Genomic DNA, 17,883 nt, shown 5'->3' on the forward strand with positions numbered 1-17,883 from the left:
TCCTGCTGTCGGACGCGCCCGCCCGTTTCTCCCTGGCGGCCGAGGCGTCCTCCTGGCCCGCGGTCCTCACCGCCCACGCCCTGCACACGGTGATCCCCGTCGCCGCCCTCCTGGACTGGCTCCTGCTGTCCCCGCCGGCCCGCACCCGCCTCCACCAGGCCGCCCCCTGGCTGCTGTACCCCCTGGCCTACCTGCTCTTTTCCCTGGTCCGCGGCGAACTCCTCCCCGGCTCCCCGGACCGCTTCCTCTACCCCTTCCTCGACGCCGCCCACCACGGCTACCGGAGCGTCCTCGCCGACTGCCTCCTCCTGGGCCTCTCCTTCTACGCCGCCGCCGTCCTCCTGGTGACCGCGGACCACATCCGCCCCAAGCCGGTCCTCCGCCGCTGAGAAACCGGATTTCGTCTCCGGCCACCAGTGGGCTAAAGTAAACGTCGTCGCCGCGAGAGCAGCGACGATCGGGGTGTAGCGCAGCTTGGCAGCGCGCTTCGTTCGGGACGAAGAGGTCGTGGGTTCAAATCCCGCCACCCCGACAGAGAAATACCAGGTGAGGCACCTACTCAATGGAGTAGGTGCCTCACCTGTTTCGTCTGCGTGTCCACCTGCGTGACTACCGGTTCCCGCGTGTCCACGGCCGCTGCGGATCAACGCCGAAGATCCCGTCCATGACCACGGTGCCGGTCTGGATCACGGGCCGGAGCTGGCCTCCGGTAGACCTCCTCTAGACCTCCTCGGTCACGGCCGTCCCGGGGTGCCCGACGAGCCGGGAGATCACTTCCAGCGGGACGTTACGGTCGGACAGCAGGGACACGAGGCTGTGCCGGAGCTCCCGAGGCGAACCCGGGGGCCCCTGTGCCCGCCCCCTTGAGCGCGGACCTCAAGGGTTCTCCGACCGGTCTAGACGAGCAAGCCGGCGAAAGGCACGGGCAGTGGGCCTGTGAGGCGGCCTGGCTGGAGTTCGCATCGAGGAGCACGTGAAAGCACGACCGTCGTGGCGGTGTCGGTCCTGCCGTGCACAATGCCGCCCATGAGTGATCGCTACGAGGTCGTCCTTTCCTGTTACTTGCGCGACGACACCCCCGAACAGGTCATGGCCGCCTTGCGGTGGCACTTGGGCATGGACGCCGAGTTCCCCGAAGGTCTCGACGATCAAGACGGACAGCTGTACCCGCTGCTCGTCCCCGACGACTACGCCAACCGCCGGGTGCCCGGCGGAGACGTCGTGTCCCTGCGTCGCGAGGTGCAGGAGTTCACGGGTTCCGGGGAGCGGTACGAATGGGAACTCTTCGCACGCAACCACTGGGTCGACGACTCCATGCTGTACCTCCGGACCCTCTTGGACCTGCTCGCCCCGCACATCGCACAGCCCGGCTACGGGGGCCACTTCCGCCACATAGCCGACACCGAAGTGACCGTCTTCGACTTCCGTGATGGAGCGTACGAGCCCATCAAGATATGGGGCATCGACCCGCTGTGACAGGGCGGCACGGGGTTCGCACCCCGCCTGGCCCGTCTCGGACGGGAATCAGCGGAGAAACACAGGACGGCCGCTCCATGCGAAGAGCAGTCGTGCCGGAACGCACGGCCCCAAAGGGAATCAGAATGCACGACGGTACGTGAGGTCAGACTCTCCCCAGAACGAAGAGCCCAGGGTCAGCCTGGGCCCGTCCAACCTCGCTCCTGAAACGGCGCTCTCTCCTGGCCGACGTCAGGCTCAGCCTTCCTCTTCCTCGACCAGGCCGCAGGCGAAGGGGAACGACTCCAAGAACCCCCGTCGCGCGGGATCCGCCTCTGCTTCGGCCAGGTCGGTGAGCACCTGCAAGAGACGTGATCCCAGGTGGGCGCCCGCAGCTCCTCGGTACGCGGGCACCGGTCGGCCACGGATCGCGCTCGATGGAGCTCGACTCGCCCATCGAAACTCCGCCGACCTCTGTTCTCAGGCGTCAGCTGAACCTCAGCCCCGACAAGACGCCATGGCATGAGGGGCGTGCGCGAATCAAACGGTGTCCGTGACTTCCCGCTGTTCCTGCCTGGTGCCGCACGATCGAGCACGTGAGGAAGCACGACCCAGCCGGATCCACAGCGGAGGCAGGCAAGTCCCACACGGCACCGAATCACCCTTTGTTCCTTTGTCTGCAATTCGGCGATATTTTGGTGACTGAGTGGCCGAGCCGTTCTTGGCGGCGGTCACGCGGTGGTGGGGCTCGCCGTACCCGAACCGCGGCATGCGATGCCGCCAACAGTCCCTACTCGTGGAGTGATCTTTGGCCCCTCCGTGGGCCCGCGCGGGTAGGAGGGTCAAGGCATGAAAGGCCCCCGACTCCAGCCCGAGTCGACGCACGATCTTGCGGGCGAGCCCAGAGGCATGTTTCCGGGGCGGGCATGTCGTGCGCTGACCCGGCCGGCGACGACGTGGTCGTGGCTGGGTCAGGCGCTACTGGTGGTACGAAGTGTGCGCGTGATGGCCAGGAGGATGTCATGAGGCCGACGGAAACGGCCCTACAGCTGACGATCTTCATAGAGGAGTGCGACACCTGGCAGCACAAGCCCCTGTCCGCAGAGATCGTGCACCGTGCCCATGCCTTCGGACTGGCCGGGGCGACGGTCCTCCGCGGGGTGGAGGGATTCGGAGCCTCGTCCGTGATGCACGGCTTCCGGCTGCTGTCGATCAAGCAGGACCTGCCGCTGGCGATTGTGATCGTCGACGAGGAGGAACGAGTGCGCTGCTTCCTCCCGACTCTGCGCGGGCTGATCGACGAAGGGCTGGTGATCGTCCAAAACGTCGAGGTCATGCAGTGCGAGGACCAGGACCCGGCGCAGAGGCGTGAACATGCCTGAGGGAGAGGGCGCTGTCCGGCGGCCTGTGGCGCGGCCTAGCTGAATGCTGCCTGCGCGAGGGTCAGGCCGATGAATACGGCGCCCAGTCCAGCGATCACCGAGGCCACCACGTTGACCACGGCCAGGAAGCGCGCGCCGGCCGCTGCCAGACCCAGTGTCTCGTAGGAGAACGTGGAGTATGTGGTCAAGGCCCCGCACAGACCCGTACCCACCAGGAGCTGGACGTTCTGCGAGGCAGCCTCCGAGAGGGCCGCTCCGGTCAGGATGCCCAAGATCATCGATCCGGTGACGTTGGCCGCGAAAGTACCCCAGGGGAAGGTGGTGTCGTGGTGCGCCTGGACCGTGCGGTCGATCAAGTACCGCAGCGGGGCGCCGACGGCACCACCGAGCATGACGAGCAGAAACCTCATGTTCCTGCGACTTCCCGGCCCTTGTAGTGGACCACCTCGACCTCCTGCAGGGTGATCAGACCACTGATCGGCAGCTCCTCGAGCTGCGGCATGAAGGCTCGGATCCGGTCCACTGCGTCGACGATGACAATCGCCACCGGCAGGTCGTCGGCCATGGACAGCAGACGCGTGGTGTGCACGATCGATGTCGCTCCATAGCCCTCCACCCCGCGGAAGACCGTCGCCCCGGCCAGTCCGAAGGCATGGGCACGGTGCACGATCTCCGTGAACAGGGGCTTGTGCTGCCAGGTGTCGGTGTCGTCGACGAAAATCGTCAGGCAGAACGCGCGTCCATCGAGCCTCACGGTCACGGTCCCCTCGTCACCAGGATGCGGCGGGTGGCCACCATGCCGATCTTCGCGGCGGCCAGAGCGACCATCACGGTCACTGCCAAGTAGGCGAGCGCGGCGCCGGCTCTATCGGCCCGCACCAGACGCTCGATGTCGACGCAGTACGTGGAAAAGGTCGTGAAGCCACCGAGGACCCCGGTCCCGAAGAACGGCCGGAGCAACGGGTGCACAGTGAACACTTCCGTAATCACTACCAAGAACACGCCGATGATCAGGCAACCGACCGCGTTGACGCCCAAGGTCGTCCAGGGGAACGCGGCCTTGTCGGTCGGCCAGAGCAATCCTGCCGCGTAACGAGCACAGGTACCCAGCGCTCCACCCACAGCGATGACCGCAAGCGTCTGCAAGTGTCTGACGCGGGCCTCCCGGCGCTGACGCGCCTGTTCCAGGGCAGACACTTCCACTGCCGCGGTCGCCGTCGCTTGCTGCGCAGACCCGTCACTCACGTTGCCTCGCCCCACAGGCTCCGAGGCCATCCAACCCAGAACGAGCACGAACTGCGGTCGACCCGAGACTTCCCGTACCTCCTGCACCGGGCCGCTCCGCCTACAAACCAACCCTAAGCCTCGAACCGGGCAGCGCCAGCACGTACGACGTTGGCCAGTAGCTCGAGATTCCTTCACTCACCCCCCGGCCCAGCCCGCCTGCCATCGGCCCAGCAGAGGACCCCCGGCGCGGCACCCTGGCCGGTCACGGACCACCCGGACTCCTCCCACCTGGAGCGAGCCGACCAGGTGGTGGCCGCCGTACCCGGGGAGGCTGACACGCGTACGGGAGGGATGAGGGACGAGGCACCCGGTAACGGGCCGCTGACCGAGCAGGTGTGCATGGCTGGTCACCGCTGAGGGACGCGCCACCCCCATCACCCTCGACGCACACGGCAGCGTGGGCGACGTCGAGAGCGCCGATCGCCTCATGCCGTCTGGAGGGGAGTGGTGCTTGCCCATCCCGCAGCAAGCCATGACGAGCTCTGGTCATGGATCGGCAAGCGCAACGAGTCCCATGCGCACGACCCCGACGCGATCACTCCTCCGGAAGCGACCTTCGGCGGTACAGCGCTCGCTCCGCCCCTCCCCGGTCGGACGAATCGCACCTCACTCACGACGGCGTTCCTGCGGCCGTGATCGCGGCACCGGAAACCGCTCGATCCCGGTTCCCGAGTCGCCGCGCGAGGGCGGGTCGGCCTACGCCGACCCGTACGCCGACAGCAGCGCACACCTCCAACCAACCGAGAGCACCCACGGACGATCCGGTGCCGCCGTTCGGGTGCCGGCCGCTCGTTGGTCCGGTCCCCTGTCGCTCGCACTGTGCGGCCGGCACCGCGGACCTCACCCTGCGGCACCGGTGCCGCGCAGTGCCGGCCGCACAGGTCTGATTCCTGCGGTGAGCGACTTCCGGCTGTGCAACGAAAACATGCCTCTTGTGACCGGATTCACTCATGGATAACTGGACTGGTTTGCACAACAGAATTTAGCTTCCTTGGAAGGCCTGCGCCTTTTAAGGTGTTTCCACAGCGTCGCGGACGGTCGCGAAAAGTAGTCGATCAATGGTGCCCGGGTACCGACCGCCGTTCGGACTTCGAGGTGCATGGGGAGATGCGGCGAATACGCGCCGGATCACCATAGGGGCGACTGATTCCGGAGGTGGAAAAGTGAGCAACGACGCCGTATGGGTGCGGGGCGTGACGGGTATTCAGCTGCACCACGTCACCGATCTTCAGGATGCTCGACGGTTCCTGGGCAACGCCGTCATGGCGCTGAATGCGGCCCACACAAGAACCGGCGACGTCAGGTTCTCCGGTCTCGCCGAGCAGCTCAAGGGCATGATCACTGAAGCGGGATCCCTGGAGGACGAGGCCCGGGCACGCATGCGAGGGCTGCATTCCACGGACCCTGAGCGCTTCGTGCGCTGCCGGGAGGGTGAGGAGCCGTGGCCGGACGAGCTCCAGGCGGGCTTCGTCCCTCGCCACACCTGCCGGGACGAGTGCCTCTACCACGATCACGAGGTACTGGACGGCATCCTGCAGTGCACCTGCGGTCGGCCCCCGTGCCGCGCGTGCGCGATAGCCGGCGCTCCCTGAGATTCCGCGCGGGGTGCACCACGGCAACGGTGCACCACGGCACCAAGGTGTCGTTTCGTTCGGCGAGGGTGCTGGAGCGCCAGTTGGGGATCACGGTCCTCAGACGTCGCTTCCTTCGGCTGTCACGAGTGCCGTATGTCTGTCAGTGCGGTGTGAGGGCCTCCGGGCACGAGCTACGACCTGGCTGTCCGGGAAGGCGAGCGGCCGGCGGACGGCAAGATCGCCGGCCGGTCTTCAACGGTGGTCCGGCCGGGCGGCGGTAGCCGATCAGAAGTGCCGCTGGACCGACGGAGGCGAGGAAGTGCTCGGGTTTGCGTTCGTGGCGGTGGTGCAGGCGTCGGCAGCCGGCCAGCCAGGTGACCGTCCGCTCGACGACCCAGCGGTGGCAGTCCGGCCGATGGAGGACTCGATGCCTTTGCGGGCGGTGCGGTGGCGGATGCCGCGCACCAGTGGCTCCAGACCGAGGCTGTCGTGCAGGTTGGCGCCGGAGACGCCCGGCGACAGGGGCAGTCCGTTCCGGTCCGTGAACAGGTGGATCCTCGATTCCGGTCTGCCACGGCCGGTCGGATTCGGTCCGGTCAGCGGTCCTCCTCCGCCACCCGCACACTGACGGAGTCGATCACGCACCGCGGCCGGTCAGGCTTACCGCGGGCACCGAGTGCGTCGAGGACGACCCGGTGCAGCCTGGCCCGCACCCGCTCCCGGCTCCATCGGGCAAAGCGCCGGTGGGCCGGGCCGGGCCCAGGACCGGCGGCAGTTGCCGCCGTACCGCCCGGGGCGGCCACGAGGACGATCGTCGCCGGAGTTCCACGGTCGCCGGCCCGCCGTCGGCCCCCGCCCTGCGGGGCCTCACCTCCGTCCGCGGCACCACTCACCGGAACAGCACCCATGACTCGTCCGGCACCGACCGCTCCGCCAAATCTGTCATGTGTGGTTCAAAAGAAGGATCACGCCATCAGAAATGGCGTCCAAGGCGCAACCGAAGTCGCCACCGCTCGGGGTGACCGCTTCACAGCCTCGCGCCGCGTGCGAGCGCGCATCGGCTCCGTCCGGCCTGCGCGGGTAGCGTCGACGGTGTCCGGGTAAAGGAATTACGGGGGAGTTCCGTTCCGGCCGGCCTTCCCATCGGGCGACGTGCCGGCCGCGCGGCATTCAGAGAGACGGCAGGCGCACAACCGCCCGGACAGCCACTCCGCGGGAATGAGACGTCCACGTCGCCCGTGCGCTCGTGCGCACGCACGCCTGAATAGACGACGGCGCAGTCGCCTCGCCCCCTTCGAACCGTGCTTGACATGCCGCCGTTCAGGGCGTTCCCTTGAATAAAGTGTTCAATTCCATGCCGTTGCTTGGCGCGACTGGATTCGCCCTCATGACCGAAGGCCGACAGCACGGCGACGGTGGAGGCACATTATGGCCACGTACGAGTATTCCTGCAATCGCTGCGGATTTTTCGACGTGAGGCTGCCGGTCGGCACGGCGCCGACGGAGCACGCATGTCCGCAGTGCTCGGGGGCGGCACGGCGGGTGTACTCCTCCCAAGGGCTCGCCTTCACGTCGCCTGCCGTCTCGGGCCTGCGCGAGCAGGAGGAGATGTCTCGCGAAAACCCAACGGTCGTCACGCGGGTTCCCTCCGAGGCAGATGCGTCGCAGTCGGTCCACCCGGCGGTCGCCCGGCTGCCTCGCCCCTGACCGAGAACTCGGGAACGGCGGGGCCGGAGCAGTGGCTGTCGACTGCACCGCCTCGGAGATCATGACGGAGAATCGCGTAGATCGCTTTCCTCTCATGACCGCCCCGGCGGGCCGTTGCTCAGCGAGAGCTGAATATCGGGAGGTGTGTTCCCTTGGCCAACGTCGGACTCCTCTTCGTTGGCGCGGTGCTGTTTCTGAACGGGTTGATGCTGCTGGGAAAGGTGGACAGTCGGGCAGCGGCCGTATTCAACCTTTTCGTGGGCGGTCTGCAGGTACTCACACCCACATATCTCATCATCGCCGCCGACCAGGACGCCAGGCAAATCTTGCTGGCATCGGGTATCTTCCTCTTCGGTTTCACCTACCTCTATGTAGGTATCGGACTGCTCATGGGGCTCGACACGACAGGGGTCGGCTACTACTCCCTGTTCGTGGCCATTGTGGCGCTGGGTTACTCGTTCGTAAGCTTCCGGCTGTTCAGCGACCAGCCATTCGGCGTCATATGGCTTTACTGGGCCTTCCTCTGGTTCTTCTTCTTCCTTTTGCTGGGACTGAAATTGGAGGCGCTCACCCAGTACGTCGGATGGGTGACTGCGATCGAAGGCTGGGTGACCGGCGTCATACCGGCGTTCCTGCTGCTTTCCGGTTACTGGGTGCAGGAGAACTTCTACGAGATCGCCATCGCGCTCGGCGCGTTCGGCGTGCTGACGTTCGGCTCGCTGTGGTTCGTACTCCGCCACAAGGGCCCCGGCAGGCCCGTTGAAGAGTACGGCGGCGCAGGCTCCCCGGCCGGCAGCACCGGTTAGAAACGCCCGGGGCGACCGATGCCGGACGGCCGCACGATCACCTGACATTCGAGATCGGAATGCAGGAGGTGGTTGACGAGACGCGCAAAGCGGCGTGACGAGCACCAGGCGCTCCCCGGGGGCCATGGCGCACCCCTCGGACCGCCGGTACGAGAACCCACGAGGAGTACTGACATGCCAGAAGTCGTCTTCAGCGTCGACCAATCCCGGTCGATGCGCGACCAAGAGGTTCCCGGACACAACAGGTGGCATCCGGATGTACCGACCGTCGCCATGGTCCGTCCGGGGGACGAGTTCCGCGTCGAGTGCCGCGAATGGACCGATGCGCAGATCGGCAACAACGACTCCGCCAACGACGTGCGCGATGTCGACCTGAAGGCCACCCACATGCTCAGCGGGCCGATAGGCGTCGAAGGGGCGGAGCCGGGCGACCTGCTCGTCGTGGACATCCTCGACCTGGGGCCGGTGCCCCAGCAGGTCGGGGACGCGCCGGGTCAGGGCTGGGGATACACGGGCGTCTTCGCCAAAGCCAATGGCGGAGGGTTCCTGACGGACTACTTCCCCGACGCCTACAAGGCGATCTGGGATTTCCACGGGCAGGTGGCCACCTCCAGGCACCTCCCCGGTGTCCGCTTCACCGGCATCACCCACCCCGGTCTCTTCGGCACCGCGCCCTCCGCGGAGCTGCTGGAGCGGTGGAACAGGCGCGAGCAGGCCCTGATCGACACCGACCCCGACCGGATCCCGCCGCTGGGGCTCGCGCCCGACCCCGACCAGGCCCTCGCCGGCAAGGCGACCGGATCGGAGGCCGAAAGCATCGGCCGGGACGGGGCGCGCACCGTTCCCGCACGGGAGAACGGAGGCAACCACGACATCAAGAACTTCACTCGTGGCTCGCGTGTCTTCTACCCCGTCCACGTCAGTGGCGCCAAGCTCTCGGGCGGTGACCTGCACTTCAGCCAGGGAGACGGTGAGATCACCTTCTGCGGCGCCATCGAGATGGGCGGCTACATCGACTTCCACGTCGATCTGATCAAGGGCGGCATGGAGAAGTACGGCGTCAGCACCAACCCCGTCTTCATGCCCGGCAACGTCGAGCCGCGGTACTCGGAGTTCCTCTCTTTCATCGGGATCTCCGTGGACCACGACACCGACACCAACTACTACATGGATGCGACGGTCGCCTACCGCCGCGCCTGCCTCAACGCCGTCGAGTACCTGAAGAAGTTCGGCTACACCGGCGAGCAGGCCTATCTGCTCCTCGGCGCGGCCCCCATCGAGGGACGCATCAGCGGGATCGTCGACATCCCCAACGCCTGCTGCTCCCTCTACCTCCCCACCGGGATCTTCGACTTCGACGTCCGACCCACCACGGAGGGACCGAAGACCGCGGACCGTGGTCAGTGCGCGGTCACTAGCTGAAACCGATCGGAACCCCGCCCCGCCGGGCACCGCTCCGCCGGCAGCAGCCGCCGGGACACCAGCCCCGGGGTGGGCTTTTTTCTCCGTGCGTGGGAAGGCCGGCGCGACGACCGGCAGGACGACCAGGACGCAGCAGCGGAGGCGGACGCACTCAGAGGATGAGGGAGAAAAGTGGGAGGAAAGTGGGAGAGAAGCTTCTCCCAGCGCCTCTCGGACGCCCTTTGGACCAGCTCATACCAACGTCCTGACCTGCACGCACACCCCGAGGCCGGGTGACGATCCCGTCCTGGCCCTGTTCGGGACGGAGAAGGCCGCGGGTTCGAATCCCGCCACTCCGACGACGAGCCGGGAGATCTCCCCCGGCGGAACGCCACGGTCGGAGGGCGGGCAAACGAAGCCGTGCCGGAGCTCCCGGGGCGTCCACTCGTCGGCATGGACTCCCCCGGCGTTCTTGAGCGCCTGGCGGAAGGCCCGCCGGACGTTCGTAACCGCGCCGGACCGAACGCCGGACGGCGATGTGCGGGGGCTGTGGCGGATCGGCGTCCGGCTTCCCCTTCAGATCCCGCCGCCCTGCCCCAGGCCGGAGGTCCCTTCGCAGGATCGCGAAGGGACCTCCGAGTGGTTCCGGGGCCGATTCGGGAGCCGACTTCGGAAGGCGGCTCCCCGGTGGTTCTCCGGCCCCGGAGCTGGGCGCCCTCGTCGTTCCGCACGCGGGCACCGGGTGTACGCGCGCGGCGGGGGTCCCCGGACGCGGTCGGTTGCGTCTGGTCCTGGCGCGCGCGGGGCCAGGTCCTCGTCCTGGTCGGGCGGTGTCCCGGCCGTCGTCAGCGGGCAGGTCCGGCTGGGCGCCTTGTGATCGGACGGCCGCCCTCCTCCTTCCGGTACCGCTAGGCGGATACCCCCGTCGCTATGCCCAGCAGTGTGAGCGTGAAGAAGGCCGTGCCCCAGGCCAGGGCGTGGCGTATGCAGCGGTATTTGGTCCAGGCGGTCTGGGACAGGATCACCAGTTGGCTCAGGTCCCGGGACACGGGGTCGGTGCGGCGGACCGTCCGTTCCAGGTGGGCGACCGACATCGCCAGCCTCGTGTCGCCGAAGTAGTGGGTGCGGGAGCGGTGGGGGTTTCCGAGCCGTGGGGTCACGGCCAGGCCCAGCAGGACGAGTGCCGGTACGCAGGCGGCGCAGCCCACCCAGAGGAGGAGCTGCGGGGCGACGGCGTACTGGCGCGGGGTGACGATGCCGCTGCCGATCGCGCCGAGCAGGGCGGTCAGGGCCGCGCCCAGGGACGCCAGCATGAGGCCGGCCTTGTTGTCGGCCTTCACGAGCTCCTCACGCACCTCGGACAGCAGGATCCTGGCGAGTTCCGCGCCGCGGTCGGTCGCGGTATCGGCGTCCGGATCGGCGCCGGCGTCGCCTCCGGGTGGTGTGGTCATGCCTCCCCCTTCCTTCCGTCGGTGTCGAGCGGCCGCCCCGGCGTGCGGGGCGGCCGTGGTGCCGTGTTCCTGGCGCAGCCGGGTACGTCAGACCGTCGACGAGCGGCGGATCTCGTCCTCCAGCGCGTTCACCGCCTGCCGGACCCGGATGTTCATCGCTGCCGTGTGCTCCCGGAACGCCGCTTCCGACTCGGCTCGGTGACGTCGAACCTCCTGTTCGACAGCGTCCTGGGCGATCTCGAAGTCCGCCATGGCCCGGCGTTCGCCGAGCCGGACCTCCTCGTCGTGGATCTTGACCGCGCTGTTGCTCGCGCTGGTGAGCATCCGGTCGTACGCGCTCTCCCCGCTCAGGTACTTCACCAGCACGGGGAGCACGTCGAGGAACACGAACAGCAGGCGGACCAGCCAGATACCCACGAACAACACCGGGTTCCCGCTCGCGAGCTCGTCAAGCGCCCGGATCCGTTCCAGGACGCCGACCTCCTTCTGCTTGGCGCGCTCCTCGTCCAGCCGCTGCTCGATGCCGTCGGCCCGGGCCTCGAGGAAGGCGCCGCGCGAGGAGGTCAGTTCGGCCTCGATCTTCGAGATGCGGCTGTTCATGCCGGCCAGCCGCTTCTCGTTCTCATCGGTGCGGTGGGTGGTCCGGTAGTCCTGTGCCTTCTCGCGCAGGCGCAGGCACTCGGAGGTTCGCTGGTGCAGACCGGTGGCGGCCACCCGGACCAGCAGACGGCACTCGTCCCGCACCTCGGAGTCGATGGCCTCCAGCCTGGTGGTGTCCCGGTCCACCCGCTTCTGCAGGGCGGCGGCGTCCGAGCGCAGGGAGGTCAGCTCCTCGGCCCGTTCGCCGGGCGTCGTGCCGAAGGACAGGACGTACTTCCTGTCGCAGCCCTCCGGGGTGACGGTCCGCGTCGAGGACGGTACGGGGTTGCAGCGGACCAGGTTCGTGCGCAACCGGTCGAGCGTGTCCGTGCGTTCGCCGGCGACGTGCTCCTCGATGGCCGTCTGGAAGATGCGCAGCACCAGGGGTTCGGCGATCACCACGCCGAGCATCAGGGCGATCAGCAGGCGCATGAGGAGGGGGCCGACCCGTCGTCGCGCGTTCGGCTGCGGGGTGACCAGCCAGCGGTCGAGGTTGAGCACGAACAGCATCCAGATGACCGTCGGGACCAGGGCCGCGAAGGAGATCCTGCCGAGCGCCTGGGTCGCGAAGTTCCACATGGAGAACGCCGCGATGACGGAGGTGCCGAGCACCACCCCGCCGAGGGCCGTGTACTTGCTCCGCTCGTACCTGACCCTGCCCAGCAGTTCCTCGTCGACGCCGGTCAGGGCACGCAGCCGTCGTGCGGCGTCGAAGTCGAAGGGGCGGCGGGCGGTACGGGCGGGGGACCCGTCACCGGGGGTACCGGCGGAAGGCCTGTGCCCCGTGGTGCGGGCTGTGGTCCGGCTCTTCGCGGTACGTACGGCGGTGCCCTCGCCGGCGTCCCGGCCGTCCGCCGGGCCGGAGGCCGTCGCGTGGTTCGTCAGGAGGTCAGTCAACGAAATCGTCCTCGTCCTTGACGAAGCCGCCCCGCGGGTCGTACGAGCCGTCCCGGCCCGTCGCCGTGCGACCGGGGCGCGGCTGTCCCGACTCGACCATGGGGGCGGTGCCGGCGGCGGTTCCGACGCCGGGTGCGGCCCGGCCGCCCGTCTCCCGCAGGACCTGTTCCAGGACCTGGTGGTAGTCGACGTACTCGCTGCCGCCCATCTGCCGCAGCAGCGTCAGCAGCATGTCGCGGCGCATCTGCGCGTCCGCCGTCTCCCGCGCGTGCGTGTGGGCCCGCTCCTCCGTCTCGGTCCGGTGCCGACGGGCCGACTCCTCCTCGGTGATCCGGTGGATGCGGGCCGCCGCCTCGGTGACGTCGATCTCCTTCCGGGCGATGCCGAAGGCGTCCACGTGGTCGGACCCCTGGGAGAGCAGTTCCGCGATCCGGAGTGCGTCCTGGGTCTCGAAGTCGCGCTGTCCCCGCTGGAGTTCCCAGGAGCGCCGCTCGTCGCGCAGCCTCTGCTCCCAGTCCCGCAGGTCGTCCGACGCGTGCACCTCGGCGCTGACGAACTCCACGCTCATGCCCGCGACCCGCGGCGGCACGATCGCGCTGTAGGCGGTCATGCGGTGGCCGACCTCGGTCCGTACCGCGTTGACCTCCTCCACGCGGTGCCCGGCGCTCACCCTCGGCAGGTCGCCGTCGCCCATCAGGTAGGCGCGCAGCGGGACGGTGACGTCGATGACGCCCTGCCGGGCGATGACGGTCGGGTCGGTCACCTGACAGGTGAAGGACGCCCGCACCGTGAAGTTGTCCGCCTCGCTCACCGACGGGAGCGTCCGCTCCACGTCGACCAGGCGCGCCCGGGTGTCAACCAGGCTGACCGATGAGGCGTCGAGCACGTCGGGGTGGGACGGGTCGAACACCATGCCCTCGGGGAACGTGCGGTAGTTGCCGCCGACCCGGAAGACGTAGACCGCGCCGGGCGGCAGCTGCGGCACGTCGTCGCGACGGCGACGCCGGGACCACCAGGTGCCCTGGACCGTGGCCAGGATGTGCTCGGCGATGACCGGGTAGTTCACTTGCTTCGGCCTCCTTGAACAGAAGGGGAGGAAGGGATGGGTATGAGGGGGGCGGTGGGGCGCCGGGAGCCCGCCGGCGGCCGGCCGCGCAGTGACCCGAGGAGCACCTGCGCCAGTTGGCGGGCGCCGGGGATCGCGTAGTCGGGGTGGTTCAGGGCGATGGACAGGTGGTGGCAGAGCGCGGCCCACTGGCGCCCGCTCATGGCGTTCCGCATGGCCTCGCCGAGTTCACGCACGGCGTCGGTGACGGTCGGGTCGTCCCGCAGCTGCACCAGCGTCCGGCACAGGGCGCCGACCGCCCGGCTCCGGTTGCCGCTGTGCAGGACGTCCGCCCACAGGGAACCGAGGTGGCGGGCGCTGTCCGGGACGGTGCGCAGGAGCTGCGCGGTGATGGGCTCGGGGGCGTCCAGCCGGGTGGCCTCCAGGAGCTGCACGGCGTTCCGCAGCGCGATCGACCGCTCCCGGGGCCCCGGCGTCGCTTTGGCCATCACGGTTCGTACGTACCGGAGGATGAACAGCACACGTTCCGGGTCCTGTTCGGCGGTCTGCAGCAGCAGGACCAGCGAACGGCGGGCCGAGAACGCGATCCGCTCCCCGCGCTGCGTCAGGAACCAGAGCCCGTTGAGCGCCCTCAGGCGGTAGAGGGAACCCAGGCGGCCCGTCAGCGCCATGGCCGCCGTCACCGCACGGCCCGGCCCGTTGTTGTCCGTCCAGCTCAGGGCGATGTACAGGGCCTGCGGCGCGAGATGCTCGACGTCGCACATGAACTGCAGCGTCAGCGCGGCGGTCACCCGCTGGCTGGTGAGCCCCTCGGACCACGCCTGCAGCAGGTTCTCGTCGACCTCGACGAGCGCGTGCCGGGCCAGGAGCGCGACACCGCGGGCCACCTCCGTGCGGGTGTCCAGGTCGCCCCGCAGGGCCAGTTCGCCCAGCCACCGGCGCAGCGGGTACCAGAGCTCGTAGCCGTACAGGTCGTGCAGCTCCGCGATGACGAGCTCGCGGACGCGCGGCGAGGTGAAGACCGGACGCCGCTCGCTGCGCCCGGCGTCCCGGCCCGGCCCGGCCCGGTGCTCGATCGTCACGAGCCCCGCCGCCCGCTCCTTCCACCGGGCCCGGGACTGCCGGATCACCGCACCGCGCAACGCCGTCCCGGTCTCGCCGTCCGGCTCCGCGACCGGCGTCTCACCGCTCTGCTCCCAGTTGCGCACGTGGGCGGCGAGCGCGGCGCACTCCTTCTCGAGCGTCCGCTCCGGGATGCCCTCCAGGAAGGCCAGGGCCGCGAGCGGGATCAGGTCGTCCGCGGACGGCTGCTTGCGGAACAGCTCCCGGACCATCTCCCGGTGCCGGTCCCGCAGGGTGTCCAGCGCCTTCTCCACGCCCTCCCGGGACAGGGCCTCGGCCGCGGCGACGACGTCCGCCGGCCGCCGCTGCTCACCGACCCGTTCCAGCAACTCCCGCTCGGCGTCCGGCGTGAGGGCGGTGCGCGGCAGCCTCTTCCCGCAGTGCTCGAACAGCTCCACGGGGTCCGGGGCCCGCCAGGGCACACAGCGGTCCCGCAGCGCCAGCCGCCGACGGGTCGCGTCACCCGCGGTGATCACCAGGTACGAGCCCTTGCGGCGCAGTTCCTCGCTCAGCCGCCCGATCGCGTACGCCTGCACGGCCTCGACGTGCAGCTCGCCGACGTAGTCGAGGATGACGTACCCCTGCCCCGGCTTGAGGTCCCGGGACGCGGCCAGTTCCGCGAGGGCGTTGGCGGGCGACAGGCTGCGCAGCCTGGCCCGCTCGCCCAGAATCTCCCTGAGCAGGGCGAGGGAGCCTGCTCCCCGGCCGCAGTTGTCCTGGCCGGTCAGCACCACGAAGGCGTCCTCGCGGAGCTTTCCGAGCGCCTCGTCGAAGCAGGGCTGCGGCGGGAGGTAGAACCGCAGGGCGCGGTCCGTCTCCTCGGGCCCGATGGTGCCGGGGGCGAGACCGGGGGACGCGGCGGTGCCGAAGCCGAACGCCGCTCCGGAGGCGTCGACGACGCCGTAGAAGTTGTTGTGGACGAGCTGGTGGACGCGGCGCAGGTCGTCGTAGCCCCGGTCGTCCTCCGCTCGTGCGTCCGCCTCCTCACGCCGCCCGGCGGCCGCGTCCGGGCCGAAGGCGTCCTCCCCGGCCTCCGGCGCACCGCGGGTGTCGTCCGGTGCGGGCGGCGCGGGCGGCGCCACGCTCTCGTCGAGAGCGGATACGGGGGGTACGGGCGGTACGGCCGGCCCGTCGTCCGGGTCCGACGCGTCAGCCACCGGTGCTCCCGAAGCCGAAGACGGCACCGCGGGCGTCCACGGGACCGGCGACGTTGGTGACGCTGATCCGGTCGGCCCGGTACTCGTTGCTGATCCCCGTCCCGTGTCCGGCCCCGCCCGCGGCGGCCGGCTCGGGCCGGTCCGCCGCGGGCTCCCCCGACACCGGGTCCGCGGGCTTCCCCGTCCCCGCGTTCCCGGGCTCGTGCGGGGCGGCGGCCGGTGCGCCGAGCGCGGGCACGCGCAGCCAGGCCGTGGCCCCGTACTCCTTCACCTGAACGGTCACCCGGGTGAAGTCCCCGGTGGACAGGGTGGTGTGGCCGCCCGCCACGGTGGAGCGGAAGACGTCGTCGGACAGCAGCAGCGCCAGGTCGGCCTCGGGGTGCGCGGCCAGGACGTCGTAGAGCGGACGCGCGTTCAGCAGACGCGCCGTGGCCACCACGGCCGAACCGGCGAAGCCGTTGTCGGCCAGCTCCACCGGTCCCTGGTGGATGACGGCCCGCAGCCGCATCCGGGCCTCGGGGACCCGCTGGGCGTTGTACTCGCGCAGCTCCGCGGTGAGATGACGGACGTAGTCGTCGACCAGGCGCGGCTCGGTACCGTCCAGGGGGCGCACCGCGAGCTGTTCGTCGCCCTTGCGCTGGATCTGCCACTGCGAGCGGTCCAGGCCGACGCCTCGGGCGGCGCGGTCGAGGAGCCGCGGCAGGTCGTGCTGGGTTTCGGACTGTCCGCGGTCGTTCTTCCTGCCGTAGGCCTCCGCGTCCACGGCTATGCAGATGCAGGGACAGAACCCGGGCCACTCAATCACCCGATCATTCCTCTCTGGGCATGCAAGGGGCAGAAACTGCCCGTGACGTGCTGTTCGAGAGGCTAGGAGAGAGCTGGCGAAGTGATCCCGTATCAATACGGGTTGTCGGCGGCTACTTTGGCGAATTCCAGCAGTTTCGGAACGTCACAGATGGTTATGTGTCGGTAACTGCGTTCCACCAGTCCCTTGGTTGCCAGGATGGCCAGATTCTTTTCGGCCGTGTTGAGGGCCAGGCCGGCCAGTGACGCCAGTTCCTTCTGGGTGAGCGTCACGCCGAGGTCGCACCGTCTGCCGTCGCCGTCCGGCACGGGCTGGGCGTAGGCCTGGCTCAACTCCGCCAGGACCCGGGCCAGTCGGGTCAGCGAGTCGTACGCCTGGAAGTCGATCCGGCGCCGGTTGGCCCAGCGCAGCCGGGCGCACAGCATGTGGAGGATGGCCCGCATGGCGTCCGGGTGGCGGCCGAGGAAGGCCTCCAGCGTCCGCATCCGGATGATCCGCGCGGTCACGTCGCTGCACGCAATCACCGTGCCCGACCGGGGGCGCTCCTCGAAGGCCGCCATCTCACCGACCAGGTCACCCGCTACCCGGACGGCGAGCAGCATGTCGTAGCCGCTCTCCGCGCTGGCGACGACCTTCACGACACCGCTCGTGATCAACAGGACGTGCCGGCTCTCGTCGCCCTGCTGCAGCAGCGCGCGGTGCGTCGGATAGGTGATCGGGGTGCCCTGGCCCAGGAGTTCTTCCCGTGTCGTGTTCCGCAACCGGCCGAGAAAAGTGGACGGCGGCCACGCGTGATTCACCAGTACCCCCGACGGTCCCACTCCGTGGCGCAGCGCGCCGTTCAAGTGCCCGACCATGCTGCCGCCGGGCCGCGCGTCGGCAAACAGACCGGACGGGATATGGCCGGTTTCCTTGCTTCTCAGCCGAAATCGATCGAACGTGCATTCCTCGGGAAAACAATCACTCGGGAGAACGATCAGAAGAACGAACGGCACGGGCGGGAGGTCTCGGCAGCCGTTCCTCGGAGCGCCACCGGGAGCCGACCCGCCTCCTGAACCCCTTCGGGACCACCCGGGGCCACGCCAGGCCGCCCCCCCTGATGCGGGGTGAAGGCCGCCCACTCCGACAGGATCG

General features: G+C 69.2%; 16 protein-coding genes, 1 tRNA gene and 2 pseudogenes. 8 read left to right on the forward strand and 11 right to left on the reverse strand.

The features are described from left to right. Both B7L92_RS27925 and B7L92_RS27930 read left to right on the forward strand, forming a co-directional pair. A partial coding sequence (locus tag B7L92_RS27925; protein ID WP_170102251.1) for a Pr6Pr family membrane protein occupies positions 1-389 on the forward strand: 389 nt, incomplete at its 5' end. A 69-nt stretch (positions 390-458) separates the two neighbouring features. Continuing rightward, a tRNA-Pro gene (locus B7L92_RS27930) sits at positions 459-532 on the forward strand. A gap of 77 nt (positions 533-609) precedes the next feature. On the opposite strand, the pseudogene B7L92_RS42770 reads toward B7L92_RS27930, so the two are convergent. After that, positions 610-837: pseudogene (locus tag B7L92_RS42770) on the reverse strand (site-specific integrase); the annotation flags it as partial. A gap of 189 nt (positions 838-1,026) precedes the next feature. Here B7L92_RS42770 and B7L92_RS27940 point away from each other — a divergent pair. Both B7L92_RS27940 and B7L92_RS27945 read left to right on the forward strand, forming a co-directional pair. Next, positions 1,027-1,476: a hypothetical protein gene (locus tag B7L92_RS27940; RefSeq protein WP_081240165.1), complete on the forward strand. Its 450-nt coding sequence runs from the start codon at positions 1,027-1,029 to the stop codon at positions 1,474-1,476. A 1,001-nt stretch (positions 1,477-2,477) separates the two neighbouring features. After that, complete coding sequence (locus tag B7L92_RS27945; RefSeq protein ID WP_081240123.1) at positions 2,478-2,837, forward strand: DUF190 domain-containing protein; 360 nt, start codon at positions 2,478-2,480, stop codon at positions 2,835-2,837. Positions 2,838-2,872: 35 nt separating this feature from the next. On the opposite strand, the gene crcB (B7L92_RS27950) is transcribed toward B7L92_RS27945, so the two are convergent. Genes crcB (B7L92_RS27950) through crcB (B7L92_RS27960) form a run of 3 tightly spaced genes read right to left on the reverse strand, consistent with a single transcriptional unit; the run spans position 2,873 to position 4,082 of the window. Next, positions 2,873-3,247, reverse strand: a complete 375-nt coding sequence (gene crcB, locus B7L92_RS27950; protein WP_081240124.1) for a fluoride efflux transporter CrcB — start codon at positions 3,245-3,247, stop codon at positions 2,873-2,875. Beyond that, the gene (locus tag B7L92_RS27955) at positions 3,244-3,591 is read right to left on the reverse strand and encodes a DUF190 domain-containing protein (RefSeq protein ID WP_081240166.1); all 348 of its coding nucleotides are present in this window, start codon (positions 3,589-3,591) and stop codon (positions 3,244-3,246) included. The genes crcB (B7L92_RS27950) and B7L92_RS27955 overlap by 4 nt, the downstream gene beginning before the upstream one ends. 2 nt (positions 3,592-3,593) lie before the next feature. Further along, on the reverse strand, positions 3,594-4,082 hold the full coding sequence (crcB, locus tag B7L92_RS27960; protein ID WP_174704030.1) for a fluoride efflux transporter CrcB: 489 nt from the start codon (positions 4,080-4,082) through the stop codon (positions 3,594-3,596). Positions 4,083-5,287: 1,205 nt separating this feature from the next. Here crcB (B7L92_RS27960) and B7L92_RS27970 point away from each other — a divergent pair. The 4 genes from B7L92_RS27970 (at position 5,288) to fmdA (ending at position 9,633) form a co-directional block, all read left to right on the forward strand. Then, positions 5,288-5,716, forward strand: a complete 429-nt coding sequence (locus tag B7L92_RS27970) for a hypothetical protein (protein ID WP_081240126.1) — start codon at positions 5,288-5,290, stop codon at positions 5,714-5,716. Between the two features lie 1,410 nt (positions 5,717-7,126). Continuing rightward, on the forward strand, positions 7,127-7,405 hold the full coding sequence (locus B7L92_RS43730; protein ID WP_081240128.1) for an FmdB family zinc ribbon protein: 279 nt from the start codon (positions 7,127-7,129) through the stop codon (positions 7,403-7,405). 152 nt (positions 7,406-7,557) lie between these two features. Then, entirely contained in the window at positions 7,558-8,211 is a 654-nt protein-coding gene (locus B7L92_RS27990; RefSeq protein ID WP_081240129.1) for an AmiS/UreI family transporter, read from the forward strand. Positions 8,212-8,385: 174 nt separating this feature from the next. Next, a complete protein-coding gene (fmdA, locus tag B7L92_RS27995; protein WP_081240130.1) occupies positions 8,386-9,633 on the forward strand; it encodes a formamidase in 1,248 nt (415 codons plus the stop codon). 339 nt (positions 9,634-9,972) lie between these two features. Here fmdA and B7L92_RS44040 read toward each other — a convergent pair. The 7 genes and pseudogenes from B7L92_RS44040 to B7L92_RS28030 form a co-directional block, all read right to left on the reverse strand. Then, positions 9,973-10,192, reverse strand: a pseudogene (locus B7L92_RS44040) (site-specific integrase); the annotation flags it as partial. Positions 10,193-10,520: 328 nt separating this feature from the next. Beyond that, entirely contained in the window at positions 10,521-11,063 is a 543-nt protein-coding gene (locus B7L92_RS28005; protein WP_081240131.1) for a Pycsar system effector family protein, read from the reverse strand. Positions 11,064-11,150: 87 nt separating this feature from the next. Next, positions 11,151-12,599 (reverse strand): DUF4407 domain-containing protein, encoded by a 1,449-nt coding sequence (locus B7L92_RS28010; RefSeq protein ID WP_081240132.1) that lies wholly within the window; start codon positions 12,597-12,599, stop codon positions 11,151-11,153. After that, complete coding sequence (locus B7L92_RS28015) at positions 12,592-13,665, reverse strand: SPFH domain-containing protein (RefSeq protein ID WP_081240133.1); 1,074 nt, start codon at positions 13,663-13,665, stop codon at positions 12,592-12,594. Before B7L92_RS28015 ends, B7L92_RS28010 begins: the two co-directional genes overlap by 8 nt. Beyond that, the gene (locus B7L92_RS28020; protein WP_081240134.1) at positions 13,662-15,944 is read right to left on the reverse strand and encodes a hypothetical protein; all 2,283 of its coding nucleotides are present in this window, start codon (positions 15,942-15,944) and stop codon (positions 13,662-13,664) included. Before B7L92_RS28020 ends, B7L92_RS28015 begins: the two co-directional genes overlap by 4 nt. Next, positions 15,937-16,749, reverse strand: a complete 813-nt coding sequence (locus B7L92_RS28025) for a hypothetical protein (protein WP_170102252.1) — start codon at positions 16,747-16,749, stop codon at positions 15,937-15,939. The genes B7L92_RS28020 and B7L92_RS28025 overlap by 8 nt, the downstream gene beginning before the upstream one ends. A 92-nt stretch (positions 16,750-16,841) precedes the next feature. Then, on the reverse strand, positions 16,842-17,744 hold the full coding sequence (locus B7L92_RS28030; RefSeq protein WP_255311170.1) for a Crp/Fnr family transcriptional regulator: 903 nt from the start codon (positions 17,742-17,744) through the stop codon (positions 16,842-16,844). Positions 17,745-17,883: the final 139 nt, after the last annotated feature.

Origin of the sequence: Streptomyces viridosporus, assembly GCF_002078235.1 — a bacterium.
Lineage (GTDB): Bacteria > Actinomycetota > Actinomycetes > Streptomycetales > Streptomycetaceae > Streptomyces > Streptomyces viridosporus.